The 25,852-nt window shown below is 39.4% G+C and carries 25 protein-coding genes; 12 read left to right on the forward strand and 13 right to left on the reverse strand.

Annotated elements, in window-relative coordinates; translation table 11 throughout:
- Positions 1-18 precede the first annotated feature (18 nt).
- A complete protein-coding gene (locus AL038_RS04445) occupies positions 19-1,593 on the forward strand; it encodes a class I SAM-dependent methyltransferase (protein WP_062149590.1) in 1,575 nt (524 codons plus the stop codon).
- A 48-nt stretch (positions 1,594-1,641) separates the two neighbouring features.
- Here the strand turns inward: AL038_RS04445 and rpoH are convergent, their stop codons facing one another.
- Positions 1,642-2,511: an RNA polymerase sigma factor RpoH gene (rpoH, locus tag AL038_RS04450; RefSeq protein WP_062149593.1), complete on the reverse strand. Its 870-nt coding sequence runs from the start codon at positions 2,509-2,511 to the stop codon at positions 1,642-1,644.
- A 239-nt stretch (positions 2,512-2,750) separates the two neighbouring features.
- Here rpoH and AL038_RS04455 point away from each other — a divergent pair, with 239 nt between their 5' ends.
- Positions 2,751-4,610, forward strand: coding sequence for a hypothetical protein (locus AL038_RS04455; protein ID WP_062149594.1), 1,860 nt, complete (start codon positions 2,751-2,753; stop codon positions 4,608-4,610).
- A gap of 188 nt (positions 4,611-4,798) precedes the next feature.
- On the opposite strand, the gene AL038_RS04460 is transcribed toward AL038_RS04455, so the two are convergent.
- Entirely contained in the window at positions 4,799-4,945 is a 147-nt protein-coding gene (locus AL038_RS04460; protein ID WP_161575428.1) for a hypothetical protein, read from the reverse strand.
- 182 nt (positions 4,946-5,127) lie between these two features.
- On the opposite strand from AL038_RS04460, the gene mutY reads away from it, so the two are divergent.
- The 3 genes from mutY to AL038_RS04475 all read left to right on the forward strand — a co-directional run bounded on the left by mutY (position 5,128) and on the right by AL038_RS04475 (position 7,117).
- Positions 5,128-6,201, forward strand: coding sequence for an A/G-specific adenine glycosylase (gene mutY / locus AL038_RS04465; protein WP_062149597.1), 1,074 nt, complete (start codon positions 5,128-5,130; stop codon positions 6,199-6,201).
- On the forward strand, positions 6,198-6,482 hold the full coding sequence (locus AL038_RS04470) for an oxidative damage protection protein (RefSeq protein WP_062149600.1): 285 nt from the start codon (positions 6,198-6,200) through the stop codon (positions 6,480-6,482). The genes mutY and AL038_RS04470 overlap by 4 nt, the downstream gene beginning before the upstream one ends.
- A gap of 155 nt (positions 6,483-6,637) precedes the next feature.
- Positions 6,638-7,117 (forward strand): cyclic nucleotide-binding domain-containing protein, encoded by a 480-nt coding sequence (locus AL038_RS04475; RefSeq protein ID WP_062149603.1) that lies wholly within the window; start codon positions 6,638-6,640, stop codon positions 7,115-7,117.
- Between the two features lie 108 nt (positions 7,118-7,225).
- On the opposite strand, the gene AL038_RS04480 is transcribed toward AL038_RS04475, so the two are convergent.
- From AL038_RS04480 to AL038_RS04500, 5 genes are all read right to left on the reverse strand, one after another.
- Positions 7,226-8,008, reverse strand: coding sequence for a TIGR01458 family HAD-type hydrolase (locus AL038_RS04480; RefSeq protein WP_062149606.1), 783 nt, complete (start codon positions 8,006-8,008; stop codon positions 7,226-7,228).
- Positions 8,001-8,621, reverse strand: a complete 621-nt coding sequence (gene rsmG / locus AL038_RS04485; protein ID WP_062149610.1) for a 16S rRNA (guanine(527)-N(7))-methyltransferase RsmG — start codon at positions 8,619-8,621, stop codon at positions 8,001-8,003. Before rsmG ends, AL038_RS04480 begins: the two co-directional genes overlap by 8 nt.
- 92 nt (positions 8,622-8,713) lie before the next feature.
- Positions 8,714-9,004 carry an HP0495 family protein gene (locus AL038_RS04490; protein ID WP_062149614.1) on the reverse strand — a complete coding sequence of 97 codons (291 nt, stop codon included), beginning with the start codon at positions 9,002-9,004 and terminating at the stop codon, positions 8,714-8,716.
- A gap of 9 nt (positions 9,005-9,013) precedes the next feature.
- Entirely contained in the window at positions 9,014-9,856 is an 843-nt protein-coding gene (gene dat / locus AL038_RS04495) for a D-amino-acid transaminase (protein ID WP_062155347.1), read from the reverse strand.
- 136 nt (positions 9,857-9,992) lie between these two features.
- A complete protein-coding gene (locus tag AL038_RS04500) occupies positions 9,993-10,535 on the reverse strand; it encodes a hypothetical protein (RefSeq protein ID WP_145917053.1) in 543 nt (180 codons plus the stop codon).
- A 284-nt stretch (positions 10,536-10,819) separates the two neighbouring features.
- On the opposite strand from AL038_RS04500, the gene fdxA reads away from it, so the two are divergent.
- Positions 10,820-11,143, forward strand: a complete 324-nt coding sequence (gene fdxA / locus AL038_RS04505) for a ferredoxin FdxA (RefSeq protein WP_062149620.1) — start codon at positions 10,820-10,822, stop codon at positions 11,141-11,143.
- A gap of 67 nt (positions 11,144-11,210) precedes the next feature.
- Here fdxA and hemL read toward each other — a convergent pair whose 3' ends face one another.
- Positions 11,211-12,494 (reverse strand): glutamate-1-semialdehyde 2,1-aminomutase, encoded by a 1,284-nt coding sequence (gene hemL, locus AL038_RS04510; RefSeq protein ID WP_062149622.1) that lies wholly within the window; start codon positions 12,492-12,494, stop codon positions 11,211-11,213.
- Between the two features lie 68 nt (positions 12,495-12,562).
- The gene (locus AL038_RS04515) at positions 12,563-14,803 is read right to left on the reverse strand and encodes an ATP-binding protein (protein WP_062149625.1); all 2,241 of its coding nucleotides are present in this window, start codon (positions 14,801-14,803) and stop codon (positions 12,563-12,565) included.
- Positions 14,804-15,116: 313 nt separating this feature from the next.
- Here AL038_RS04515 and AL038_RS04520 point away from each other — a divergent pair, with 313 nt between their 5' ends.
- Positions 15,117-15,590: a peptidylprolyl isomerase gene (locus AL038_RS04520; protein WP_062149628.1), complete on the forward strand. Its 474-nt coding sequence runs from the start codon at positions 15,117-15,119 to the stop codon at positions 15,588-15,590.
- Positions 15,591-15,673: 83 nt separating this feature from the next.
- Here the strand turns inward: AL038_RS04520 and AL038_RS04525 are convergent, their stop codons facing one another.
- Positions 15,674-16,594: an alpha/beta fold hydrolase gene (locus AL038_RS04525; protein ID WP_083991426.1), complete on the reverse strand. Its 921-nt coding sequence runs from the start codon at positions 16,592-16,594 to the stop codon at positions 15,674-15,676.
- A gap of 147 nt (positions 16,595-16,741) precedes the next feature.
- Between AL038_RS04525 and AL038_RS04530 the strand changes: the two genes are divergently transcribed.
- The gene (locus AL038_RS04530) at positions 16,742-17,578 is read left to right on the forward strand and encodes a queuosine precursor transporter (protein ID WP_083991427.1); all 837 of its coding nucleotides are present in this window, start codon (positions 16,742-16,744) and stop codon (positions 17,576-17,578) included.
- 14 nt (positions 17,579-17,592) lie between these two features.
- Here the strand turns inward: AL038_RS04530 and AL038_RS04535 are convergent, their stop codons facing one another.
- Positions 17,593-18,789, reverse strand: a complete 1,197-nt coding sequence (locus tag AL038_RS04535; protein ID WP_062149634.1) for an SDR family oxidoreductase — start codon at positions 18,787-18,789, stop codon at positions 17,593-17,595.
- A gap of 12 nt (positions 18,790-18,801) precedes the next feature.
- Here AL038_RS04535 and AL038_RS04540 point away from each other — a divergent pair, with 12 nt between their 5' ends.
- Both AL038_RS04540 and AL038_RS04545 read left to right on the forward strand, forming a co-directional pair.
- Positions 18,802-20,130, forward strand: a complete 1,329-nt coding sequence (locus AL038_RS04540; protein WP_083991428.1) for a sulfotransferase family protein — start codon at positions 18,802-18,804, stop codon at positions 20,128-20,130.
- Positions 20,131-20,145: 15 nt separating this feature from the next.
- Positions 20,146-20,769 carry a hypothetical protein gene (locus AL038_RS04545; protein WP_145917054.1) on the forward strand — a complete coding sequence of 208 codons (624 nt, stop codon included), beginning with the start codon at positions 20,146-20,148 and terminating at the stop codon, positions 20,767-20,769.
- Positions 20,770-20,878: 109 nt separating this feature from the next.
- Here the strand turns inward: AL038_RS04545 and AL038_RS04550 are convergent, their stop codons facing one another.
- Together AL038_RS04550 and AL038_RS04555 are read right to left on the reverse strand one after the other, a co-directional pair.
- The gene (locus tag AL038_RS04550) at positions 20,879-21,793 is read right to left on the reverse strand and encodes a cation diffusion facilitator family transporter (protein WP_062149642.1); all 915 of its coding nucleotides are present in this window, start codon (positions 21,791-21,793) and stop codon (positions 20,879-20,881) included.
- A 240-nt stretch (positions 21,794-22,033) separates the two neighbouring features.
- Positions 22,034-23,470, reverse strand: a complete 1,437-nt coding sequence (locus tag AL038_RS04555) for a sigma-54 interaction domain-containing protein (protein WP_062149645.1) — start codon at positions 23,468-23,470, stop codon at positions 22,034-22,036.
- Positions 23,471-23,699: 229 nt separating this feature from the next.
- Here AL038_RS04555 and AL038_RS04560 point away from each other — a divergent pair, with 229 nt between their 5' ends.
- Entirely contained in the window at positions 23,700-24,917 is a 1,218-nt protein-coding gene (locus tag AL038_RS04560; protein WP_062149648.1) for a UbiH/UbiF/VisC/COQ6 family ubiquinone biosynthesis hydroxylase, read from the forward strand.
- 87 nt (positions 24,918-25,004) lie between these two features.
- Positions 25,005-25,793 carry a sulfite exporter TauE/SafE family protein gene (locus tag AL038_RS04565; RefSeq protein WP_062149651.1) on the forward strand — a complete coding sequence of 263 codons (789 nt, stop codon included), beginning with the start codon at positions 25,005-25,007 and terminating at the stop codon, positions 25,791-25,793.
- Positions 25,794-25,852 lie beyond the last annotated feature (59 nt).

Consider the following 25,852-nt stretch of genomic DNA (forward strand, 5'->3'; position numbering starts at 1 on the left):
TAAATTAATGAGAAATATATGTCATCAGAACAGCAAGATAGTTATGACGCATTACCCTATTTGTCTAATGTAATGCACTATACCCAGCCTTATCATATTGCGGCAATTGCGCAGTTGTTTGGTATGAATCCACCGCGTCCTGAAACAGCGCGAATTTTGGAGCTAGGTTGTGCAAATGGTGGAAATATTGTGGCAACAGCACATGCTTTTCCGCAAGCTACGTGTGTTGGTATTGAGTTGTCTGCCCGTCAAGTCGCTATGGCAAACGGTATTATTCAACATTTAGATTTGAAAAATATTGTTGTTAAGCAAATGGATATTTTAGACTTTAGCGAACAAGAGGGCATGTTTGATTATATTATTGCACATGGTATTTACACGTGGGTAACAGCCGATGTGCAGGAAAAAATTCTACGTATTTGTCAGCAACATTTAAATCCAAATGGTATCGCTTATATCAGTTATAACACTAAACCCGGTTGGAATATGCGTGGCACTATTCGGGATATGATGTTGTACCATACGAAGTCTATTAAAGACCCGCATGAAAAAGTTGTACAAATGCGAGCGTTATGGCAGTTTTTAGCAGAAACAACACAGGCAGGACGAGATTCTTATAGTCTATTTTTGAATGAGGAATTCAAATTATTTGCAGAATTTGATGAATCTTATTTATTTCATGATTTCTTAGAGGCTGAGAATAATCCTTTATATTTACATGAGTTTGTTGAGCAAGCAAGTGCGCATGATTTGGTTTATGTGGGGGATACGTATTTACATACAATGTTAGCCAGCAATTTCCCGCCTGAGATTGCTAATACCTTGAGTTTGTTTAAAGATGATTTAGTACATCAAGAGCAGTATATGGATTTTTTACGCAATCGGCATTTTCGCCATTCATTGCTATGTCATAAAAATACGCCTTTACAACGTGCTATTTCAGCAGAACGATTGATTAATTTATATGCTGTTTCTACCTTAGAAGAAGTGCAAGATACGCAAGTACCCGCAGGTAAAACCGTCTTTGCCAATCGTTTGGGCAATTTGGTAACAGATAATCCTATTATTATTGCGGGATTACATTGTTTACGTGAGCAATTCCCACAGTCTATGCAGTTATCCGATTTAGTCGCACAGGTTAAATTACGCTTACCCAGCGATTTAGTCGTTGATAGTGCTACGATAGAACACAATCTAGCCGATATTTTATTACAGGTTTATACCAAGGGGCTGATTGAATTACATGCTTGTCCCTTGCCATTTGTCATTACTGTTAGTGATAAGCCTAAAGCCAGCACGTTGGCACAATGGCGAATCACACAAGGTATTAAAGCCTCTAATCTGCGTTTTGAAACATTGACTATAGAACATCCTGTTGGCGGTTTGATTTTGCCGTATTTGGATGGCACGCGAGATAGAGCGGCATTAATTGCGTTGTTACAAGAAAAAGTGAGCAGTGGCGAATTGTTATTTGATGTGAAAAAAGAAGGCAATGAAGTTGAATTGACGGCTGCACAAGCTCAAACAGTATTAGCACAAGCCTTAGAGGAATCTTTGCAGTTGTTGGCAAGGTCAGCAATGTTAGTTGCTTAATTACCGTGATGAAAGGCGGACTTGCTCCGCCTTTTATGAAAGACTTAATTATGCGTCAATTACAATATTTTTCTTTAGTTTTTTCATCGCTTCACTTTCAATCTGGCGAATGCGTTCCGCAGAAACATTATATTTTGCGGCTAAGTCGTGCAATGTCGCTTTCTCGTCACTCATCCAGCGTTGCCAAATAATATCTTTACTGCGGGCATCTAAACTGGCAAAAGCGGTGTGCAATTGTCCATCGTTATGTTGTTCCCACTCATTTTCTTCAATCAATACAGCGGGGTCATAACGAACATCTTCTAAATAGGCCGCAGGGGCAAGCATTTCATCAGCTTCATCACTTTCTTCGGGTGGGTCAAAAGAAATATCGTTTAACCCCATCCGTTTTTCCATCTCTAACACGTCTTTAATACTAACCCCTAAATCGGTCGCCACTTTTTCAACTTCTGCATGTGACATCCAACCCAAGCGTTTTTTTGAGCTACGTAAATTAAAGAATAGTTTTCGTTGTGCTTTTGTTGTCGCAACTTTAACGATGCGCCAATTTCGCAAAATATATTCGTGAATTTCTGCACGAATCCAATGAACCGCGAAAGAAACCAAACGCACACCCATAGTCGGGTCAAACCGTTTGACTGCTTTCATCAAGCCAACATTGCCTTCTTGAATTAAATCGGCTTGAGGCAAACCATAGCCCCGATATCCGCTAGCGATGTGTAAGACGAATCGCAGATTGGAGAGAATTAAAATCCGTGCTGCTTCTAAATCACCTTCTTTTTGCAAGCGTTCGGCAAGTTCTCGTTCTTCTTCCGCGCTTAACATCGGCACCGTTTTTACCGCTCTGGCATAACGGTCGACATCGTGACTGAGTACAGCTAATTGACTATCGATATTTAAAGCGAGTGCATTTGACATATATTCTTATCTCCCACTTTCATTTTAGCACTCTCTCGAATGGAGTGCTAATAATGATTAATAGCATAAGGATTATTAGAAAAAAATCAAGTCTATTTAAATGACAGATAATAAATACTCAGTGGTATAAATCCATAGATAAAAGGTATCATCACGTATTTCAAGTAAAATACATATTTATTAAATAAATGTGAATCGCTACAATGCGTATTACTACTGTTGTTTTATGGAGTTTAATAATGAAAAAATACTTTCTCTTATTGAGTACGCTACTGTTAATGTTCAATATTAACAGTGCTTTTGCTAAAGCTGAAAAGGTTACTATTTGTCATAAAGGCAAACACACCATTACCGTTTCAGAATCTGCACTGCCTGCCCACCTAAAAAATGGCTCAACCATTGGTGCGTGTGAGGATGATGGCAATGAGGATGACAGCACAGATGTAGATGATGACTTGGGAAATCCGACGACAACGCAAGCTGTCATCGTAGTTATTGTTGATGCAACGGGCAATCCTAGCACTGTTGGAACAAGCATTACTATCAACTTTTCTATCTTAACTGCAACGACAATAAGCAAAATTCCTGCCGCTGTTTTTGCTTTATTTAAAGCAGACCAACTCGCTTTAATTCCTGAAGATGCTTTAGAAGGGCTGACAGTTGAACAAATTAAGTTCTTACGTCCTATCGCATTTACGGGTTTTACGGTAAAACAAGTTGTTAAACTGTCTATTAATATTTTTACGGTTTTAACAGCATCACAAGTTGCAGGCTTTGAACCTGAAACCATTGTAGGCTTGTCCGCAACTCAAATTGCTAAGATTAAACCCGCCGCTTGTATGGGGTTAAGTAAGTCACAAATTGCTGCCATTAATAAGGAAACCGTTAAAGGCATCACCGCAACGCAACTCTCTTATATTACTTATACAGCTATTGGTGGTTTTAGTACCGCACAATTCCAAAACCTGAGTTTAGAATCTTTAGCAGGTTTAACAACCAGTAATGTTGCGGGATTAGATAAAGAAATTTATGGTGAAATGGGTAGCGAGCTTTTAACCTTATTGGGAACAACCGTTGTTTCTTCTTTAGCGTTAGAAGACTTGACAGTCATTGTTTTCAGTTTGGATTTTACTAAAGTTACAATTTCCACAATTTACAAATATTTACCCACAACTTGGATAATTAACCCTTTTAACGGCAAAATTAAATTCCCGAAAGGCAAAATTACTTTACCTAAGTTCAAGCTGAAAAAGAGTGAATCCGTTGTTGTTTCCTTACCTGAAGGTATTCCAGACTTAAATGTATCTTTAACACTGAATGAAGATACAAGTTTGCAAGATACGATTATCAATGTTGTGAACCGCACATTAATCAGCCTGAATTATGCGAATTTCACCGTTGCACAGGATGATGGTTTAATCAGTGTGATGGGAACAGGCAGTGCAGAAGGCGTAGAATTATCCTTACTCCCTGATGAAGATGGCGTTGAGCAAGTTGATGACAATGAACCCGCTGGACTTACCATTGATGATGAAGGCAAGTATTTACTCACGACGCTTGAGGGTATTCGCTTAACCTTAATTCCTGCCCCTCGTAAAACGGTTTATTTTAACAATATCGGTTTAAAAATTCGGGTCAAGAAGAAAGGCGAAGTGCGTTTAGAAATACCTAAGCTTAATCGGGTTGTTTCTGCGGTATTCTCACCCTTTATTGTCAAAGCACCCGTAGGAATGGCGCAAGGCGTAACATTCAGCGAAGATGGCACTACATTATATGTGGTGTTTGAAGATGGCATGATGCAAACCGCATCACCAATGGTGATAGACAGAGATATTATGGTCTTAGCACGGAATTTATTACCTGATGCGTTCCGTTATGGGGATTATAAGTTCCTAGCAAATGGCAAAATAAACTTTGTTTATAATGGTTTATTGATTGAATCTAGCCCTACTTTTGATATTAAAATTGGCTATAGTGTCAAACGCTTAAGCCCTGTTATTAATCTGGTGAAAATGGCAGAAGAAGCGGATTTAGTAACCGAAGAGGGTGAACGTCAACTCTTTAAACTGCGTGTGATTGGTAAGCCTAGCGATTTATAATTTATATTAATCGCTTAAATCCCTCCCTGCTCGTTGGGGGAGGGATTTTTTTTTGGTGAATGAGACTTTATTTTAGTCATCTCTAGCAAAATATAGTAACCGTATTTTAAAAAGAGGATAAGAAATGACCTATTCAACAGATTTCCGTAAAAAAGTATTGCTCGTTACCAAGTTTCACTTGGTAATGCCTATTCGCTAAGCTCTGCTTGGCGGGTACTTGAACGCCCTACGCTTAAGTCCGCTTGTACTCGGCAAGCGGAGCTTGCAAGACAGGCATTACCAAGCAGAGCTTGGTAACGAGCAAATTGTTCTATTGATGCGCTCTTTTTACTCATATTCTATTTAATCTTTTTATAGTACTGTTGCTATATTTGGGCTTAACGGAATTTTCAGGATAGCTGTTTTACACTTCGCTTATCACCTGAATCAATATGGTTGACCAGTATAAAAAATGCTTGCATTGATAATACTGATTCAAATAGTTTTTTTCTGCTTATCACAAATAAGTTATTAATTAATGATGTCGACTGATAGTTTTAGCGTGCGGTTACTAGCATGGTTTGAAAAACATGGACGTAAAGAACTCGCATGGCAAATAAATCCAACCCCTTACCGTGTCTGGGTATCGGAAATTATGTTGCAACAAACACAAGTTGCAACAGTGATTCCTTATTACGAGCGTTTCATGCAACGCTTTCCTACGGTTCAAGAGTTGGCAATTACGCCGTTAGATGAGGTATTGCACTATTGGACAGGTCTAGGTTATTACGCCCGTGCGCGACATTTACACAAAACTGCGCAGACGGTGTGCAATCAATATAATGGTGTTTTTCCAACAACATTGCTTGAAATGGAAGCACTTGCAGGTATCGGACGCTCAACAGCGGCGGCAATTTTGGCATTATCACAAGGACAACGCCAAACTATTTTAGATGGTAATGTGAAGCGGGTATTGTGTCGTTATCATGCCCTGACTAAACCGCCCACAGACCCGCAGACATTGGCACAATTATGGCTTTTTGCCGAACAACACACGCCAGACACGCAACTTGCCGCTTATACCCAAGCAATTATGGATTTAGGTGCAACTGTTTGTACTCGCAGTAAACCACAATGCACATTATGTCCATTACAAGCGGATTGTTTAGCTTATCAACAAGGCAATACGGCCGCTTATCCTGTGCCTAAACCCAGTAAAATATTACCTGTGAAAACAACATTTTTTATTATTGTGCAACAAGCAATGGGACAAGTATTGTTACAACAGCGACCTGCTGTGGGTATTTGGGGTGGCTTGTGGAGTTTTCCTGAATGTGCCAGTTTTAATGATGTCGTACCTTGGATTGAAACTAATTTACAGTTATCTGATTACCATATAGAAAATGGTTTATCACTCAGACATACCTTTACCCATTTTCATTTAGACATTACGCCCATATATATCCAATCTAAATCGACACCGCTTGCTATACCGTTGTTGCATACCTGTTGGTATGACCCGCATCATCCCCCCGCTATAGGACTTGCCGCACCTGTGGTAAAATTATTGAAACAGTTAGCTAAATTGACAGTAGGAGAAATGTTGTTATGACACATACCGTTTTTTGTGCAAAGTTAGGCAAAGAAGCTGAAGGCTTAAAAGTGCCTCCATATCCTGGGGAATTGGGTAAGCGGATTTTTAATAACACGTCCCAAGAAGCATGGCAATTGTGGTTAAGACACCAAACAATGTTGATTAATGAGTATCGTTTATCACCCGTCGACCCGAAAGCACGTAAATTGCTGGAAGAAGAGATGGAAAAGTTTTTATTTAGTGATGAAATACAAAAACCAGCAGGCTATGTACCGCCCAAAGAAGAAACGAACCCTTAATTTGTAGATTTGTAATTATTTGTCAAAAAGTCAATGAGATAACTGCTAGTTACGTTATTTTATTGGCTTTTTTATTGGGCGAATTTTTTGATTCTGTTTCAAGAAAAAATCATGTTAGTATTACTCGCTAAATCATTTTACGGTGTGTAAACAACATGTCTAAAGAGAATTTTGCTGTTTTATCTGTTTGTCCATTATTTAATGGGTTAAGTAAGAAACAAATCTTTTATATCACAGCTTTTTTTAAACAAGCCTTGTTTAGTAAAGGGGCTATTGTGATGCAAGAAGGACAAAAAGTAGATCAGTTATATATTGTAAGCCATGGGAAATGGGAGGTTTTTTTACCTAAAGATAATCAAGATATACCACGTGAACAGGAAGTACGCTTGGGTATGCTGGAATGTGGTGCGTTAATTGGTGAATATTCTTTTATTGATGAATACTTTGCTTCTGCATCAGTACGCACCTTAGAGAAGGGCGGATTATTAATGATTAATCGCCCAGATTTTGAACGGATTCTTGAAAGTAGTAATCAGGTAGGCAAAATTATTTATAAAAATTTACTGTTAGGTTTAATTTCGCGCTTGCGCAAACAAAACGAAGAAAAAGAATTACTAAACTTGTTTGATTTCTAAAAATAAAAAGGACGGAACACACCGAGGGATAGTTTGTTCCGCCTACTAAAAGCACACATAGCGTGTTAAGGGTATTTTCAGCAGTTTGTATTGCAACATGATGACATGTTACAAACTCTCTAACATTGTCCCCAATGACTTAATAGAATTAATAATTAAATCAGGCTTTACCGTAGATTTAACCACTTGTTCCGTTCTAAACTTTCCTGTCTGGACTAAAATCCCCATTAATCCACAAGCCTGTCCACCACCAACATCTGCTTCTACGTCATCGCCAATAACTGCGATTTGTTCGCGTGGTAAGTGCAAGTCTTTAAAAGCTAACTCAAAAAAAGTTGGCGATGGCTTGCCAACAATAATGGCACTTTTACCCGTCGCATATTCTAAACCCGTAATAAACGCGCCAATATCTAATTGCAGTCCGTTTGCCGTTTGCCAAAATTTGTTTTTATGCAATGCAATTAATTCTGCGCCTGCCATCATGTATTGAAAGACCTGATTTAGTAAGGAATAACGCCATACATCACCAATATCGCCAATAACAATAAAGTTGGGTTTGTCTTCTGTTTGCGGAAATTCTCGAAAATCGCGCTTTGCATCTTCTGCTAACAATAAGTAACAGCGGGCTTGGGGTTTTTGGCGTAGATATAAAACCGTTGCGTAAGGCGTGCTAATAATTTCATCTTGTTCTATGGCAAATCCCATTTGTTTTAATTTTTGGTATAGCGTTGTCGTAGATTTGGTTGAGGTATTTGTTAAAAAACGGCACGCAATTTTGCGTTTTTTTAACAAAGCAACAGTTTCTATTGCGCCATCAATGGGTGCATTATCTACATATAAAACACCGTCTAAATCAAATAAATAACCTTTAATTTTGCTTAAATCAGTCATGACACAGTACCACTAAATGACGTTCTGCATTTAATAAGGGAACAGACAACGGTATGGTTTTAATTTTAATTGGGACATCCGTTAGTTCTGCAATTTCGTTGGTTGGTAACGCACCTTTCATCGCCATGATTTGTCCTGTTGGTTTACACAATCGTAGTGTTTGATGGTAAAACAAGGCTAAATTTGAGTAAGCCCGAGAAATCACTGAGTCAAATAATTCAACAGGTTGATACTGTTCAACCCGACTGTGTATAACCGTTACATTGGACAAATTTAATTCGACAATAACTTGCTGCACAAAGCGTGTTTTTTTTACATTACTGTCCAATAACACATAAGACCATTCAGGCATACACAATGCGATGACCAACCCCGGTAAACCCGCGCCAGTACCAACATCCAAGACACGTTCACCCTGCATATAAGGCAAAACGACTAGACTATCTAATAAGTGTTTCACCACCATTTCTTGTGGCTGACGAATAGCCGTCAAGTTATAAGCCTGATTCCATTTGTGTAATAACTCTATGTAACGAATTAATTGTACTTGCACAGTAGATGGAATCTCTAATGACAAGGCGTGCAAGCCTTGTTGTAGCGTATCACTCAGCACGATGAAATAATCAACAATTAAAGAGGGGGGAAAAGTATAGCAGTTAAGTGCGATGAAAGGCGGAACATTCCGCCTAAATTGGGTAGAAAATCTTATAATACCATTGTAACTCGTTGATGGTTACTTAATTCTTGGTATAAGGCATCTAGTTGCTCACGGTTATGTGCGATGATGGTAACGGTTACTGCTATGTACTTACCGCCGCTACTTTTCCGTAAACTAACAGCCCCTTCTCGCAATTCGTCACGACAATGTCGTCGCACAATTTCCACCACCAATAAATCAAAATCTTGCTCTGCTAATCCCATTACTTTAATGGGAAAATCACAGGGAAAATTAAATAATTCATCATTATTGTCTGCACGAACATCAGAACCGTTCATGATTACTTCCTATTGATTTAATGCTTGCTGTTTAAACGTTTGAAATACATCCCACGCATGTGACCAAACAGCACCCACTTGACCAGAACCGACGGGTTTATTATCTAAACGCGTAACTGGTGCAACTTCTAGGCTCGTACTCGTCAGCCAAATCTCGTCTGCTGTACGCAATTGTGATTCAGAAACAGGCGTTTCTTGACAAGGAATCCCTGCGCGCTGTAAAAACTCAATTAATACGTCACGAGTAATCCCATGTAAAATAAAATTGGTCTTTGGCGGTGTCATGACAACGCCTTTTATAACGATAAAAACGTTGGTCGCCGCGCCTTCGGTTAAATAACCGTCCCGTATTAGGATGGTTTCTTTTGCATCATTTGCAATGGCTTCTTGACGAAGCAGCACGTTTCCTAATAATGCGGTTGATTTAATATCACAACGTAGCCAGCGGATATCTGGGCGAGTGATGGCTGTGTAGCCTTGTGTTACTTTGACAGGCGCACTAAATGGGGAGCTAGTCATTAAAACGGTAGGGGTTACACTATCAGGAAAATGATGTTGTCGTTTTTCAACACCACGGGTAACTTGAAGATAAATGGTTTGACTGCCACCGCCATTTCGTTCAATTAGCACATTCATAAACCGCAGCCAATCCGCACGGGTATAAGGGTTAATTAATTGAATTTTAGCTAAACTATTTTCTAAGCGTTGTAAATGTTCCTGAATACGAAATAATTGCCCGTCATAAACGGGGATAACTTCATAAATGCCATCACCAAAAATAAATCCTCGATCAAGCACAGGAATTTTTGCTTCCGCCAACGGCAGAAATTCACCATTCAAATAAACAATCATAGTTTGTAAAAAAATCCGTAAGAATAGTATAGAACCATCATTAACGATGGATTTTGTAAAAATCATTAAGCCAATAAAAATGAGATATATTTATAACAGTGCAAGCAAACTTAACCAATATTGGAAGATTGGCTAATTAACTAGCGGGTAAAAACTCGATAATAACCGTCCCTTCAGGTAGGGAAGGACGATAAACCATCATGACTTTTTCCGTATAGGGATGGATAAAACGGGCGATGTAGTGTGCGCGTAATTTCGGCGTTTGTGTTGATAAAACGACAGGACTTCCATCAGCATAATCAGTTCCATAAACAATCTGAATACGTTGAGCAGGACGGATAATTAGTTGCTTTAAAACAGTTTTTAGTTGTAAACTTTCTGTTGAGGTTAGCAGGGCTTGATCGCGCTGAAAATGTAAAAGAATGTGTTTGTTATAAGTTTGTTGTTCTAAAGGTGTAGTCTGAAATGCGGTGGCATGTTGCGTTATCGGTGTTTGTGGTGGCAGTAATAAACGGCTATCTGTTTGCAACCCAACAGGACGATTTACCACAGGGGCCATTTCAGCTTGTACGCTACTGATTAAAGATTTCTCTTTAACAAGCCGTTGTTGTGGATTTAGATAATTAACAATCCCTGTAATCAGTGCCATGTTGCCTAATAACAACACTGGGATAAACATTATTTTAATGATTGTTTTTAACATGATGAATTGAAAAATTTGTAAAAACCCTATTTTCCCAAGGCAAAAAATACGCCAACCCTTTTTATCTATATTATTATAAATAAGCTATATTTCACATCGTCATGTACCGTCCATTCTAGGCGGTTTTAATGTAGCCTGCTCATGATAAAGCATCGACAACTTGAGTAATGAATACTTATATTTACTCTTTGCTTTACCTTGTACTACATTCCTGTCTAAAATAAGCTCGCTTTTTTTAATTATAAAACGGTGATTTTAACATGACTTTTGTGGTGACTGATAACTGTATTCGTTGTAAATACACCGACTGTGTTGAGGTCTGTCCTGTAGATTGTTTTCACGAAGGTCCTAACTTCCTCGTGATCGATCCAGAGGAGTGTATTGACTGTACTTTATGTGAGCCAGAATGCCCCGCACAGGCAATTTTTTCCGAAGATGACTTGCCGCCCGAATTTATACCTTTTGTAGAGATTAATGCAGAACTCGCAAAACAATGGCCAGTCATTGCAGAACAAAAAGAGGCACTTGCTGATGCAACAGAATGGGATGGTGTGAAAGATAAATTGCAATACTTAGAACGTTAAGTATTTAATAACTCATAAAACACAACGTTAGCAAACGCGACTGACGTTGTGTTTTTTTATGTCTATGTTAGGTTAAGTCAACAAAAATCTTTTCTGCTGTAGCTAAGGTCAATTCAATGTCTGCATCTGTGTGCGCGGCAGAAACAAAGCCCGCTTCAAACGCTGAAGGCGCAAGATAAATACCAGCTTGTAACATGTGATGAAAAAAGTGTTTAAAGCGTTCTACATTGCATAAACTGACTTCTGCAAAAGAATGAATAGCCGTAGCATCACTAAAAAACAATCCAAACATCCCGCCTGCATAATCAGCAAACAAGGGAATCTTAGCAGCCATCGCGCGTTCTTTAAGTCCATTGACTAATTTTGCTGTTTTTTGCGTTAACTGCGTGTAGAAATCGGGGGTAGAAATCAAGTCTAATGTCGCCAGTCCAGCCGCCATCGCAACAGGGTTACCTGATAATGTACCTGCTTGATATACAGTGCCTAAGGGCGCGATACAGTGCATAATTTCACGTTTTCCCCCAAATGCACCAACAGGCATTCCGCCACCAATGACTTTACCCAAAGTGGTTAAATCAGGTTTGATACCGTAGTAAGCTTGCGCACCGCCTAATGCAACGCGAAAACCTGTCATCACTTCGTCAAAAATTAATACACTGCCATAGTCATCGCATAATTGGCGCAACCCTTGTAAAAACCCTGTAACAGGCGCAACAAAATTCATATTACCTGCAATCGGTTCAACAATAATGCAAGCAATTTCTTTACCCCATTGTTGAAAAATCGCTTTTAGTTGTTCAAGGTCATTATAGTCTGCGGTAATCGTGTGTTGAGCCAAATCAGCAGGCACACCGGGACTATTTGGTAAGCCAAGGGTTAAGACACCAGAGCCTGCTTTTACCAGCAAAGAATCCGCATGTCCATGATAACAACCACTAAACTTGACGATTTTGTCTCGTCCCGTATAACCACGTGCTAGACGAATCGCACTCATGGTTGCTTCTGTGCCAGAACTTACCATCCGCACCATTTCAATGGATGGGATAAGCTTACAAATACGTTCTGCCATCATGGTTTCTAATGGGCTAGGTGCGCCAAAGCTCAAGCCTTTTATAGCGGTTTCTTGTACCGCTTTAATAACATGTGGGTGTGCATGTCCTGCAATCATGGGTCCCCAAGAGCCAACATAATCTATATATTTTTTTCCGTCTGTATCATAAAGATATGCGCCCGCCGCGCGATCGATAAAAATGGGTTCTCCGCCGACACCGCGAAAAGCACGAACAGGGGAATTGACACCGCCGGGTATAACTTGTTGTGCATTAAGAAAGTGTTGATGTGATGTTGTCATGGTATTCCTTTTAATAAGCCATTTTCTTTTAAAGGCATTGCTAAAAATAGTCTTAACAGACAGTTGTTTTAAACAGTTTCTGTGTTTAATAAGCGTTGTACTAGCGTTGTGAACTCTTCTAGTTTAAAGGGTTTTCTAATATACGCTTGGATAATTGGGGGAAATTCTGGCGGAATTGTATCTGTTATGGCTAACAGTGCGACGACGGGGACTGTTTGAATGGTGTGGTGTAGTGTGTCTAATAGGGGTTGGTGCATTAATAAGTTAGGATGACAATTGATAAAAATCAAAGCGTACTGCTGTTGTTTCAGTAAGCAGATGGCTTCTTCATCTGTATTGACAATAACGGGGTGTAATCCCAGCTTTTTTAACATACGTAAGGCGATTTTTTGATTAAAAATATCGTCTTCTATCAATAAAATATTTTTTGTATCTGCTGATGGTGCATTATTAACCTGCGTATTATCAATTTTTACCGATAGGTTTCCTTGCATAATACATTGAATTTTTTTATATAACTGGTGTAAATATATTGGTTTTTGTAGAAAGTGTGGATATTCTAGGATTGTCAAATGATTACAGGGAACAAGCACAATATTGGGTTTTGTAAAACCAGATAAAATCCTACTGGGCAGTAAGCAACTATCTAGGAGGAGCATATCGGCTTCTGTTTGTTTATCTAGGAGTTCTAAATAATGGGTAGTTGTCATCGTTTGAATATTAAATTGGGATACATAATCTTGTAAGTATTGACAAATTGTTACACTGGGATGGGCAATGAGAAGATGTAAATGTTCGAATGGTGCGTATTGTTCCGTGTGGGTGTTGGCAGTAAACCCGATGGTAAACCAGAAACAACTGCCTACTTGTGGCGTAGAAACTAATCCCATTTGTCCTTGCATACAGGTAACTAAGCGTTTAGACAAGGCAAGCCCTAAACCCGTTCCCTCATGGCGACGAGTGCTAGAATTATCTATCTGCGAAAAAACATCAAAGATTTTAGCCTGATGCTCTAGGGGAATACCAACTCCTGTATCACTGACTTCACAATGCAAATAGAGTTTTGTCGTTTCCATAGCCGATGGTGTAGCCGCACGGCGAATGGTGATGATAATTTCCCCTTTCTCTGTAAATTTTATAGCGTTACTAATCAGGTTGTGTAATACCTGACAAAAACGGGCGTGTTCTCCCTCTAATCGTTCAGGAATATCTGTGTCAATCCATACTAACACTTCTAACCCTTTGGTTTGTGCGGATAAAGCAAATTCGCTAAGGAGTTTTTCTATTGTTTGGTGGAGGTAAAACGTTTCTTCAGTTAATACAAGCTGCCCTGCTTCTAACATTGCAAAATCTAAAATATCGTTAATCATTTCTAACAGTTCATGCCCTGAACGATTGGCAATTTCAACATATTCGTTCTGCGTATCATCTAGTGCGGTGTGTAATGTGAGCGACAACATTCCCAACACAGCATTTAAGGGGGTGCGTAGTTCATGGCTCATGGTCGCTAAAAATTCACTTTTTGCTTGACTAGCATGTTCAACAAGCTGTTTTGCCTGTTCCATTTCTTGTAACAAGCGGTCGCGTTCCTTCAGTTTGTCTTCAATCGTATTCAGCAGTTGATTTGTTGAATGTGTCAATTGTCCTAATTCATCTTGTTCATGGTGTAATGGACATATTAACCGTTGTTTTTCTGGCTGTTTTGGGTCTATTTGACGTAATGCAGCCACCATATTTAATAGTGGATTTGTTAATAAACGATTAAAAAGAAAGAGTAAAATAAGGGCTAATATAATATTGCGTATCACGCCAGAAATGAGGGTAATAAAAGCACGGTCAAAAAAATGGGTTGCAAGTAAATGATTATCCACAGTTACTCGTAATAAACCGAAATTGTTGGTATCACTTAAATAGAGCGGGCTGTCATAAACCGTATTGCTACCAAAAAGTAGTTCAGAAAACCACCGCCAATGAGTGGGTAACAGAGGACGTTCTCGCTTAATCAAATATTCTCGGCGGCTATCAAATAATTCAATTTTATAAATGGGTTGGTACTGAAATAGCCCCTGTGCCAAACTCTCTGCTAATTTGTTATCTTCATTATCAACCGCTTGTATGGCTGATTTTTTTACCGTATTAACAACTTGTTTAACGGTGTTATCTAATTCTGCTTGCGCAGAAAAGTAATCAAGATAAATTTGTAAGAAACTAAATAACATACCTAACGCGAGCGCGATAAGCATGACTGAGCGTGCTTGTTGATAAGATAAACGTTTATGTAGTGGTAGCATTGATGAGTTAAAAGGCATAATGACGGTTTAAAAAGAAAAAATCTTAATTACAATAGTATGTAAGCACATTCGTGTTTCTTACGTGTATGGGTATAACGGGGTGTTATATTTCGCATTCTCATGAGGGACAAGGTACAATAAATTCACGGTGTCAATGGTGTAAAAAATATAACTACGTTAAAACGCTGGCACATTGTCGGTTAATACCCCCGTTGTGCGCAGTGCTTGCTTGAAATAACTTAATAAATTTTCAAGAATATTTTCACCAAGACCATGCCAACTTCTCATAGTTGTATTTAGACAAATAATTTACTTTTAAGGCGTTCTAACCATGTTGAAATTACCTTATTACTGTTGTTTCAGTTTGTTGTTATTGTTGGGTGCTTGTGGTGGTGGCGAAGCGGTAAAAGAAGAAACAACATCCACACAATCATCAACAACGGCAACACCAGAAACAGCGACAACGCAACAAGAGACTTACGAATATCATATTTTTCATATTCTGATTGCAACACCGCGTGGTATTAGTGCCGCTGACAGTGCATCCTTACAAGAACAAGCTGACAGGGTGTTAAAAATGGTTAAAGGCGGTGAAAACTTTCAAGGCGTTGCCGCAACCGTTTCTAGTGGTTCTAGTGCCGAAACAGGTGGCGATTTAGGTTGGCGGACTGCGCGCGAAATTCCTTCGTTATTTACTGATACGGTAAAAACAATGCAAGTTGGTGATGTTAGCGATTTAATCCGTAATGAAAGTGGGTTTCATATCATAAAGTTAGCGGATAAAAGACCTTCGCAACGTAAGTAATCGTAAGCAACAAATCCTCTGATGGGGTGGGGCTGGTTTTAATGTTAGCCCCTAAAGCCCGCTCAAAAAGGCTTATAAAATTTCTAAGAAGCAGAAAACTTTTGTTTTATCCATTGCCACCACGATGGTTTTGGCAATGTTGCTGTACGTAAGGTAGAAAAAGAATATTGATTTTGTAAGCTAGTTCCATTACTTTTAATAAACTCAAAAATAATTTGATTAAAAGAATCAGGTTGTTCCAGTTGTGGCACATGTCCCACCATTGGTAAAATCACCAGTTGTGCGTGTTGTAGTGCCAATATCATTCGTTCTAGTGCATCGCGCTTAACCAGCGTGTCGTGTTCCCCCCATATAATCAGAACAGGCAGGGACAACTCGTTTAATCTGTTTTGTACATTCCATGTTGTCAACGAATTCATAAAACCAACAATTGCTTCGGGTGGCATCCGTGCAGCATCATCCACCAGTGCGATAAAGTCAGCAGTTTGATGATTTAATGAAGGGGTCATTTGCTTGAAAATTCTCAATAGAATTGAGCGATTGAGATGCAAAGAATGCAATAGTGCATGAAATTCAAAAGACTCTAATAATCCAGTTATAAAGCTATTATGTTCTTGTTTTAAATGAGACATTCCTTCAGCAGGAGCAGGCGCGACCAGCGTCAGGGTAATGACACACTCAGGATGGTCTAGGGTAAATTGTTGAACAACCGCACCCCCTAAAGAATGTCCAACCAGATGTAGCGAAGGCAAATTTAATGCGGTTATAAACAGGTGTAAGTCTGTAGCAAGCTGTTCTATATCATACCCATTTGCTGTATGGTCGGTATCACCACAGCCGCGTAAATCAGGTAGGTAAGCGGTGTAATGTTCAGGTAAGTGCGAAAAAACGGAACGCCACCAACGCCACGAGGCAAAGTTACCGTGAACAAAAACAATAGGGACTTTTCCTTGTCCCATCTGTTCATAATGAACTGATAATTCTGGTATTTTTATGAATGGCATAATGATAAAGGTCTATTCAGCGTTATTAATTCTATGAAAGAAAACAAGTACATTTGATTTTTTTTATCTATTTGACGCAATCATAACCTAAACTGGTTTAATACTTGCTATATCAAGAAAAACAATTAAACAATCATAAGTTGAGCTATGCTACCCGACCCCATTGTGGCCTTTTTTTGGCAACATGCTGAAATACTGTGGCTATTAACCGTCATTTTTGACTTATCCACAACCATTCTTATGTACCGCTGGTTTGGTAAAGCGGGACTTTATGGGGTTGTCGTCATGAGTGTTATGCTCAGTAATCTGCAAGGTCCTAAGCTCATCACCGTATTTGGGATGCAAACAAGTGTCGGGGTAATTTTATATTCTGGCATTTACTTTGCGACGGACATTTTAAGTGAGAAATATGGCAGCCGTGAGGGACAACGAGCTGTTATGATTGGTTTTGTTGCCAGCATCATGATGGTATTCATGATTTATATCAGTTTGCTGTATGAACCCGCTAATGTGCCATTTGCAAAAGCAACGCATGAAGCAATTCTCACTTTATTTAACTTTACGCCTTTATTTGTTTTTGGTTCGTTATTTGTTTATTTGGTTAGTCAAAGTTTTGATGTATGGGTTTATCATAAACTGATGCACTGGACACAAGGGCGACATCTTTGGTTACGCAACAATGTCTCAACCATCGCCTCACAAACGCTAGACACGGCACTATATGCAGTCATTGTTTGGGCACCTATCGTTGGCATGAGTGAAGCCATAGAATTGGCGATTGCTAAATACATTCTTAAAGTCGTTGTTGCGTTAATGGATACGCCCTTTATTTATTGGGCAGCTTCATGGGATATGCGTCATCGTGATTGGAGCGAAACCCGACACGGAAAAGTTTATAACTATGAGGAAATAGAAGGTATTCCAGCTTTACCCGTTGTTACTACAACGCCTACCAAAAAAATAACGGAAGAAACAATTCCCTAATAAATGGTCGACTGTCACGGTTTACATGCACAAATAAAACCAATTTTCTGGAAATAGCTTAGATAGATTGCCATACGTTCTTCATCTATCACAGGGCAAGTTAAAGATGTTGCTGATAACTGTTCAATAGTTTGATCCACCTTAAAAATAGGGGTATCTGTAAAAAAAGCAGCTGTACGTAATAAGAAGCGTAGTAGGGTGAAAACCTCTTCTTTTGGCGTTGCTATTGCCTGTTGTGTTACTGCCTGTGACCAGTCGGCATAACTCAATGCCGTTAATGAATAGCCTTGTTGCTTAACCAACGCCATTAATTTAAGCCACGTTACATTTTGTGGATTTAACAAGTGAAATGTCTTGCCTATCGCTTCAGGTTGTTGGGATAACTGCACGACTGCAAGGCTTACATAATCTATTGGTGTTAAATTTAAATGTGTTATTACATCAGGATAATAACCGAGTTGAATACACGCCTTTAAAATCAAACAAAATAAATCATTTAAATTACTATGTGCGCCCGTTTGACTATGCCCTGTAATGCGTCCCGGGCGATAAATACAAGCAGGTAAACCACGTGCTTGTGCAATTCTAACTAATTCCTCCGCAACCCACTTTGTTTGACGATATCCGCCTTGTAACTGTCGTCCATCAGGCAACAACGTTTCGGCAATTTTTCCCCGATGTGCAGGGCTAAAAAAAACCGCCACTGTAGAAATGAAATGTACAGGTTTTGTATGATACAAACTAGCGAGATGTAAAATAGTTTGTGTACCCGACACATTAGTTGCCTTTAAAGCATCATAGGGACGTAACGCATTTACTTGCGCACCATTATGATAAATAACACTAATTTCTCGTGCAAGTTGTTGATAATCCGTTGCAGATAATCCCAGAAAAGGTTGGGCAAGGTCGCCTTGAACAATATGCACTCGTTGCAATTCTGTGCTAGAAAGTAAACCATGCGTCTGTAAATGTGTTTCTACACGCTTCATTCCCGTCGCACTATCAGCACAACGCACTAAACAATAAACCTCAGCACGGGTAAACTGTAACAAACTGTATAACAGATACGCGCCTAAAAACCCCGTTGCACCTGTCAGAAATACTGCACGGGGCGCGTGATAATCATCGGCGATAGGCTGATGATATTGAATCATTTCATCTAACTGGGCTTCTGCCAATAAATCTATTGAAGGAATTGCCTGTTTTAACATGTTTAGCCACCCATGAATAACGAACCTTCATTCTATAAACTTCCCACTACTTTTGACAGCAGGCTGTTTCAGGCAGATATGATTCAGCACGATTTCGATATCCTTCTGACTACTTTGAGCCAGAAAGCGATTCCAGTAGATGATTGGTTAACCTTTACACATCATCTGCAAACATTGCGTGAACGATGGATTAATACCATCGATATTTTTGGTCAACGCCTAGAAGGTGAATTAGCTTATCGGGATTTAGTCTTACGCTTTCACGAACAAATTGCCATTTTTGCAAAACAATGGCTATTAGCTACGGAACAAACGGATGCGGATGCCATTGCTGTCTTAGATAAACTACAACATCTTTGCCCTGTGGCTATCACAGAAATCCCCAAAATCAATAAACAGTTTTTGGAAAGACAACGTTGGAAGGCAAAATTAAAAAAAATGCCTACTGATATTCCTTATCCTGTTTTTGAACGCACCATATTTATTGTCTCTGCGCCACGTTCAGGCAGTACATTACTTTACGAGACATTAAGCCAATTCAAAGAATTATGGACAATTAATGGGGAAAGTCACGATATTATAGAAAGTATTCCAACATTACATGCTTCCTATCAACACTATGAATCTAATTGTCTATATGCAGAAGCCGCAACAACAGAAATTATTCACGCGCTACAACAAGGCTTTAGTCGAGAATTACAAAATGCAGCCGGACAATATTACTTAGAATTACCCATTGAAGAACGCCCGTTGACTATTCGTTTTTTAGAAAAAACGCCAAAAAACGCGCTGAGAATTAACTTTCTCAAACAAGCTTTCCCTGATGCGCTATTCATCTATCTCTATCGTGACCCTGAGGAAAACATTAATAGCATTATGGAAGGCTGGCGTTCGCGTCGATTTACAGCCTATCGCCACCTACCGCTTGACTGGGCCTATCAAGAATGGAGTTTCTTACTCCCACCGCATTGGCGCGATTTAGCGGGTAGGGCGTTGGTCGACATTGCTGCCTATCAATGGAAAGCCTCAAATGACCATATTATTCAAGAGCTACTTAAATTATCCCCCGATTCTTGGCGATTTATTTATTATCAAGACCTCTTGCGTCACCCACAGGCAATTATACAACAACTTAGTCATTTTATGGGGTTACAATGGAATACATCGATTGATGATTATGTAAAAAAAGGCTTACCGCTCTCCAAAATGACCTTGTCTGCACCCGCACCTGATAAATGGCGACAAAATGCAGAAGAAATTTTACGCGTCTTACCCAGTCTGCAAACAACGCGAGAACAAATTGCAACGATTGCTAAGCATTCTAATGCTTTAAAACCCTAATTACGCAAAGAGATAATGATGGAGACTTCTTTTTTAGCCGTCGTTTTAACGTTCCCAACCGTTATTTTTACAATCTTATTGGGAATAATTCTGCTTTACTGGCTATTGGTTATTTTAGGCACGCTAGATATTGACTTTATTGATATTGATGAGTTGGATAGTTTTTTACAAACCATTCATAGCGGTTTCACTAATATCCCTTTCACCATTATATTTAGTTTGCTAGTGCTTTGTGCGTGGATAATTTCTGCAATAGCAACCCGTTATATTCTCTTGAGTATTGAATGGCATTTTGGGCAATTTCTTGTAGGATTTGTGGTGTTATTACTCAGTATTTGGCTGGCTACTTATATAGCGGTTTACCTGATTATCCCATTACAGTCCTTTTTACCTAAAACAGAAACCGCCCATATTCTCAATGGACGAGGCTTGATAGGTAAAGTATGTGTCGTTACAACCGCGCAAGTGTCCACAACGGCAGGACAAGCAGAATATAACGATGGTGGTGCGGGTTTAATCTTGACGGTTCGCACTATAAAACCCAGTGTTTTTTTAAAGAAAAAGGATAACGCGTTAATTATTGATTATGATGCTAATCATAATCTTTATTATGTTGATTTTTATGATGATACGCTGTAAGTCTTTTTATCAAGACATAACGGAGGAGGTTTTATCCTTCTCCGTTTAAGGTTGGTTATCGTTGAGGTCATCACTCTCTATAACCAGATGGAATTTAACCAATTTATAATTATTTTGTCATAAGATGGGTGAGTGTAAAGCCTGTCCGTTCTAATTCTGATTCAGGTTCGACATGTATCGTAACAATAGCCTGATGCAATGCCTTATCTAAGGCTTTTTCAATGCGCTCACAGATTAAATGTGCTTCCTGCACGGGCATGTCTGCTGATACAACTAAGTGAAATTCCACAAACGATAAATGCCCTGCACGACGAGTACGAATCTGATGTGCTTGTATCGCACCTTGCATTTCTGCACGAATAATATCGTAAACGGGTTGTAACTCTCTATCGGACATACTTTCATCCATCAAACCACTCATGGAATTTCTTAATAAATGACTTCCCATCCATAAAATATTTACAGCAACTAAAATGGCTAATAAGGGGTCTAACCACCACCATCCTGTAAGCCACGCTAAACCAATGCCAACTAATACACCAATAGAAGTAATAACATCGCTAAATATATGTAATCCATCTGCTTTTAATGCAGGCGAATAATGTTGGCGACTTTGCCAAATCAAATAAAAAGCCAATAGCGCATTAATGCCTGATGCGAATAAGGAAACACTTAAACCAATGGTTAATCCTTCCAATGCAATGGGGGAAAATAAACGCGACCATGCTTCTAAAATAATTAAAATAGCGGCGATGATGATTAATAAACCTTCAAAAATAGCCGAGAAATACTCCGCTTTTGTATGTCCATAAGGATGATTTTTATCAGGCGGATTATAAGCAACACGCAATGCTAATAAAGCGGCGGTTGCAGCGGCAATGTTTACAAAAGATTCCAACGCATCAGAATATAAAGCAATAGAACCTGTTAGCCAGTAGGCCAGCCATTTAAATCCTAAGACAAAACAGCCAACTAATAAGCTCAAAAAAGCAACGGATAATGGTGAAATATTGTTTTTTGTCATTATGATATGCTCAGTTAGGAGAAAAAATGAACTGTAACATATATGATAGGACTTAAATGTGAATTAACATGGTTTATAAGCGTGTAAAATGAAGACAAACAATGGAGGCTACCATTCAATGCCGTGTTGTTGTCTGCTTACGATTTAAGTCTGAACGCGCATTGGCAGATAAAAGCATTTATTTTCTTATTTGTTAATTTTCAAATACGGGTAATTCTGCGAACTTTGATACAGATAGACTTAACCGACTGCCCGATGAATGCCAAGTTTTATCATTCGAGAACGTAATGTATTAGGGTGAATATCTAGCAGTGCTGCAGCACCTTTTTCGCCCGCGATTGTGCCATGTGTGACGGTTAAAGCGTGCAAGATATGACGGCGTTCTGCTTCTGCAAGGGTAATAATTTCTGCTGGGTTTTCTACAACAGGTGGAGCAGGATGCAATAAAAAATCATCAACCGTTAAAAGTGTCGATTGCGCAACAATTACCGCCCGTTCCAGTGCATTTTGCAATTCTCGAATATTACCGTGCCAATAGGCTTGTTGTAAGGTCGTTAATGCTTCTTGGTTAATCGCACAACTGTTTTTACCAAATTTTTTCGCGGCTTTGCCTAAAAAATAGCGGATTAATAAGGGAATATCATCGCGTCTTTCCCGTAATGGGGGGATATATAAGGGGAAAACGGTAAGCCGATAAAATAAGTCTTGGCGAAATGTGCCTGCATGAATGAGTTGTGTCACGTCTCTATTGGTTGCGGCAATAATGCGGACATCCACTTTTAGCGTATGACTACTGCCAACCCGTTCAAACTCTTGTTCTTGTAAAACACGTAATAATTTTACTTGTGTTTCTAGCGGTAACTCGGCTATTTCATCTAAAAATAAAGTTCCTCCATCCGCTAGTTCAAAACGTCCAATCCGTTGATGTAATGCCCCTGTAAATGCCCCTTTTTCATGTCCAAATAATTCGCTATCCACTAAACTGTGGGCAATAGCGGCACAATTGACTTTAATGAGGGGTTTATCTTTGCGTTGACTGCGATTATGTATAGCACGCGCAATCAGTTCCTTGCCTGTACCGCTTTCACCTTGAATTAAAACACTGGCATCTGTTGGCGCGACTTGTGACACTTGACGCAATACTTTTTGTAAAGGTGCGCTGTGTCCAATAATTTCTTCAAAGTTATGTTCTGTATTGATTTCTTCACGTAAATAATGATTTTCTGCTTGTAATTGTTCTTTAAGATGTTGTACTTCAGCAAGGGTTTGATGTAGGCGTAATTCCGCACAACGGCGTTCTGTAATATCTTGAAAAACAACAACTGCACCAATGACTTTATCACCATCATAAACGGGGGTGCTGGTATAATCTACAGGAAAACACGTGCCGTTTTTGCGCCAAAAAACTTCATTATCGCCATGATGAATCAAGCCATCGCGAATCGCCATGTAAATTGGACATTCCTCGCGTGAATAGGGTGAACCGTCGGCATGGCTATGATGGTGCATATCATGAATGGGCTTGCCAATAATTTCCTCTAATGACCAACCTATCATTTTTAATGCGGCAGGATTGATAAAGGTTGCGTTGCCAATACTGTCTAAACCAAAAATACCTTCTCCTGCGGCAAGTAGGATGCTGTCATGTTGGAGTTGTTTTAGGCGAGGGTTGGACATAGTTATTGTTGGGTTAAGAGAAATAGAAGGCTATTTTAACAAGGTGAGGGGGAAATTATAGTGATATAGTCAAACTCAACAGCTTGTCTAAATCCAAACCCACCAAATTTCTAAACACGAAAGCATTATGAGACCACTTGTAAAAGTAGCAAGGCTAACGTGGAAGATTATTGCGCTGTCTTATCAATAGGCCTAAACTTAATTTATTAATTTAATAGTGAATTTCTCTATGAAACGAGTAGCTGATTTTGATGTTATTGTCGTTGGGAGTGGCATTGTTGGCTCAACACTGGCATGTGCTTTGTTAGACGCTGGCTTAACCATCGCGTTGGTAGAAGCTAATTCTGAAACAGAAATAGATACCAGCACACCAGACTTGCGGACATTTGCCATCACACGTGCATCAGAGCGAATTTTTCAGCAATTGGGTGTGTGGCGAACAATGCAGGCCTTACGTGTTAGTCCTTTTCAATCCATGTATGTTTGGGATGCGAATGGCTCGGGTAAAATTCATTTCGATTGCACGCAAATTGTTGAACCTGTTTTAGGTCATATTGTTGAACAGTCTGTTATTCGCGCAGCATTGCATCAGCAGTTGATGACTTATACAAATTTACAATGGTTTCGTCCCGCAAAGGTCACGGACTTGGCTTTTACACAACATACAGCACAAATTACATTAGATTCAAAAACCTATTTACAGGCTCGTTTATTGGTTAGTGCTGAAGGTTCACAGTCTTCAATCCGTACCTTTGCAGGTATTCCTTATTATATTCAAGAGTATGGGCAGCAAGCCATTGTTGCAAATATTCAAACCGAACATTCACATCAACACACTGCATGGCAACGATTTTTAACGGATGGTGTGTTAGCGTTCTTACCTTTGTTAGACGAACATACTTGCTCTATTGTCTATAGCATACCAACACCTAAAGTAAATCAACTACTTGCTTTATCAAGCGATGAGTTTATAAGTCATTTATCGGAGGCTTTTTCGCATCGCTTAGGTGATGTACAAGCCAGTAGTGAGCGGCTGGCTTTTCCTTTACAACGTCGCCATGCACAACATTATGTACAAGCGCGTCTTGCACTGGTTGGAGATGCAGCCCATACCATTCATCCATTAGCAGGACAAGGCGTAAATTTAGGTTTATTAGACGCAGCGACACTCGCCGAAGTGGTTATCAATGCGTATCGAGCAGGACATGATATTGGAGAATATGCCCTGTTGCGTCATTATGAACGTTGGCGTAAGGGGGATAATGTTGCGATGATGTTGGCAATGGATGGCTTTAAACACTTGTTTAATACACAAACACGTCCTTTGCAATGGTTACGCAGTCAAGGATTAAATTTAACCAATTCATTAAGTCCTGTGAAGGCGTTATTAATGCGTCAAGCAATGGGTTTAACAGGTGATTTACCTAAATTGGCGAAAGTATCATGAACCAGCTTATGATTGTTTAATCAAGATTTCAGTCCCTATTCAGTTTTATTTTTAAATAGTTATTACAATCAATAAGGAATAAAGCCATTGGAAATTATTAGTTTACTCGCATTAGGCGTTATTGCAGGTATTCTGGCGGGCTTATTGGGGGTTGGGGGCGGTGTGGTGATTGTCCCCGGATTAATGTGGATTTTTCATTACTATCCTGAATTACCCAGTAGTCACTTGATGCACATTGCAGTCGGCACGTCGTTAGCGACGATTGTTATTACCTCGCTCTCTTCTATTTATGCCCATCATAAACGCGGTGCAGTCATTTGGGCGATAGTGATTAAACTGACCCCCGGTATTATCGTTGGCGCGTTAATTGGTGCATTTATCGCGGATACACTCTCTAGTGATACGTTAAAAAAGATATTTGCCGTTTTCTTACTTTTTGTGTCGATTCAACTTGGTTTTGGCGCACGCCCAGCACCTTCACATAAACTACCCAGTTGGTTGGGGAGTTCTCTTGTTGGTAGCGTTATTGGTGTTGTTTCCTCATTGGTTGGCATTGGTGGCGGGTCATTAACCGTGCCTTTTCTGGTGTGGTGCAATATTAGTATTCGTAATGCTGTTGCAAGCTCGGCAGCCTGTGGCTTCCCCATTGCCGTTGCGGGAGCGATAGGCTTTATGATAACGGGCTGGAATACAGAAGGGTTGCCAACAGGGAGCATAGGCTATGTATATCTGCCGATTTTTATAACCATTGCCATTACAAGTATGTTATTCGCACCTTTAGGGGCAAAACTTGCGCATAGCGTACCAATGCGCGCCCTGCAAATTTTTTTCGCCCTCTTTTTAGCGGTTATGTCAGTTAAGCTATTATTTAGTTGAGTGATTAAAACAGGATTAACAAGGTTGAGCATAGTCCCCACATTAATCCTGTTTCCAAT

It is taken from the genome of Beggiatoa leptomitoformis (genome assembly GCF_001305575.3).
In the GTDB taxonomy this organism is placed as follows: domain Bacteria; phylum Pseudomonadota; class Gammaproteobacteria; order Beggiatoales; family Beggiatoaceae; genus Beggiatoa; species Beggiatoa leptomitoformis.

What these genes read in the sequence shown, in the direction of transcription:
- AL038_RS04515 (WP_062149625.1), bottom strand. Translation starts at nt 14,803, where the DNA reads ATGCCTTTTAACTCATCAATGCTACCACTACATAAACGTTTATCTTAT.
- AL038_RS04475 (WP_062149603.1), top strand. Translation starts at nt 6,638, where the DNA reads ATGTCTAAAGAGAATTTTGCTGTTTTATCTGTTTGTCCATTATTTAAT.
- AL038_RS04545 (WP_145917054.1), top strand. Translation starts at nt 20,146, where the DNA reads ATGATGGAGACTTCTTTTTTAGCCGTCGTTTTAACGTTCCCAACCGTT.
- dat (WP_062155347.1), bottom strand. Translation starts at nt 9,856, where the DNA reads ATGATTGTTTATTTGAATGGTGAATTTCTGCCGTTGGCGGAAGCAAAA.
- AL038_RS04560 (WP_062149648.1), top strand. Translation starts at nt 23,700, where the DNA reads ATGAAACGAGTAGCTGATTTTGATGTTATTGTCGTTGGGAGTGGCATT.
- AL038_RS04555 (WP_062149645.1), bottom strand. Translation starts at nt 23,470, where the DNA reads ATGTCCAACCCTCGCCTAAAACAACTCCAACATGACAGCATCCTACTT.
- AL038_RS04455 (WP_062149594.1), top strand. Translation starts at nt 2,751, where the DNA reads ATGAAAAAATACTTTCTCTTATTGAGTACGCTACTGTTAATGTTCAAT.
- AL038_RS04445 (WP_062149590.1), top strand. Translation starts at nt 19, where the DNA reads ATGTCATCAGAACAGCAAGATAGTTATGACGCATTACCCTATTTGTCT.
- AL038_RS04470 (WP_062149600.1), top strand. Translation starts at nt 6,198, where the DNA reads ATGACACATACCGTTTTTTGTGCAAAGTTAGGCAAAGAAGCTGAAGGC.
- fdxA (WP_062149620.1), top strand. Translation starts at nt 10,820, where the DNA reads ATGACTTTTGTGGTGACTGATAACTGTATTCGTTGTAAATACACCGAC.
- AL038_RS04500 (WP_145917053.1), bottom strand. Translation starts at nt 10,535, where the DNA reads ATGTTTATCCCAGTGTTGTTATTAGGCAACATGGCACTGATTACAGGG.
- AL038_RS04520 (WP_062149628.1), top strand. Translation starts at nt 15,117, where the DNA reads ATGTTGAAATTACCTTATTACTGTTGTTTCAGTTTGTTGTTATTGTTG.
- AL038_RS04460 (WP_161575428.1), bottom strand. Translation starts at nt 4,945, where the DNA reads ATGAGTAAAAAGAGCGCATCAATAGAACAATTTGCTCGTTACCAAGCT.
- AL038_RS04490 (WP_062149614.1), bottom strand. Translation starts at nt 9,004, where the DNA reads ATGAACGGTTCTGATGTTCGTGCAGACAATAATGATGAATTATTTAAT.
- AL038_RS04525 (WP_083991426.1), bottom strand. Translation starts at nt 16,594, where the DNA reads ATGCCATTCATAAAAATACCAGAATTATCAGTTCATTATGAACAGATG.
- AL038_RS04530 (WP_083991427.1), top strand. Translation starts at nt 16,742, where the DNA reads ATGCTACCCGACCCCATTGTGGCCTTTTTTTGGCAACATGCTGAAATA.
- AL038_RS04480 (WP_062149606.1), bottom strand. Translation starts at nt 8,008, where the DNA reads ATGACTGATTTAAGCAAAATTAAAGGTTATTTATTTGATTTAGACGGT.
- hemL (WP_062149622.1), bottom strand. Translation starts at nt 12,494, where the DNA reads ATGACAACATCACATCAACACTTTCTTAATGCACAACAAGTTATACCC.
- AL038_RS04550 (WP_062149642.1), bottom strand. Translation starts at nt 21,793, where the DNA reads ATGACAAAAAACAATATTTCACCATTATCCGTTGCTTTTTTGAGCTTA.
- AL038_RS04535 (WP_062149634.1), bottom strand. Translation starts at nt 18,789, where the DNA reads ATGTTAAAACAGGCAATTCCTTCAATAGATTTATTGGCAGAAGCCCAG.
- mutY (WP_062149597.1), top strand. Translation starts at nt 5,128, where the DNA reads ATGATGTCGACTGATAGTTTTAGCGTGCGGTTACTAGCATGGTTTGAA.
- rpoH (WP_062149593.1), bottom strand. Translation starts at nt 2,511, where the DNA reads ATGTCAAATGCACTCGCTTTAAATATCGATAGTCAATTAGCTGTACTC.
- AL038_RS04540 (WP_083991428.1), top strand. Translation starts at nt 18,802, where the DNA reads ATGAATAACGAACCTTCATTCTATAAACTTCCCACTACTTTTGACAGC.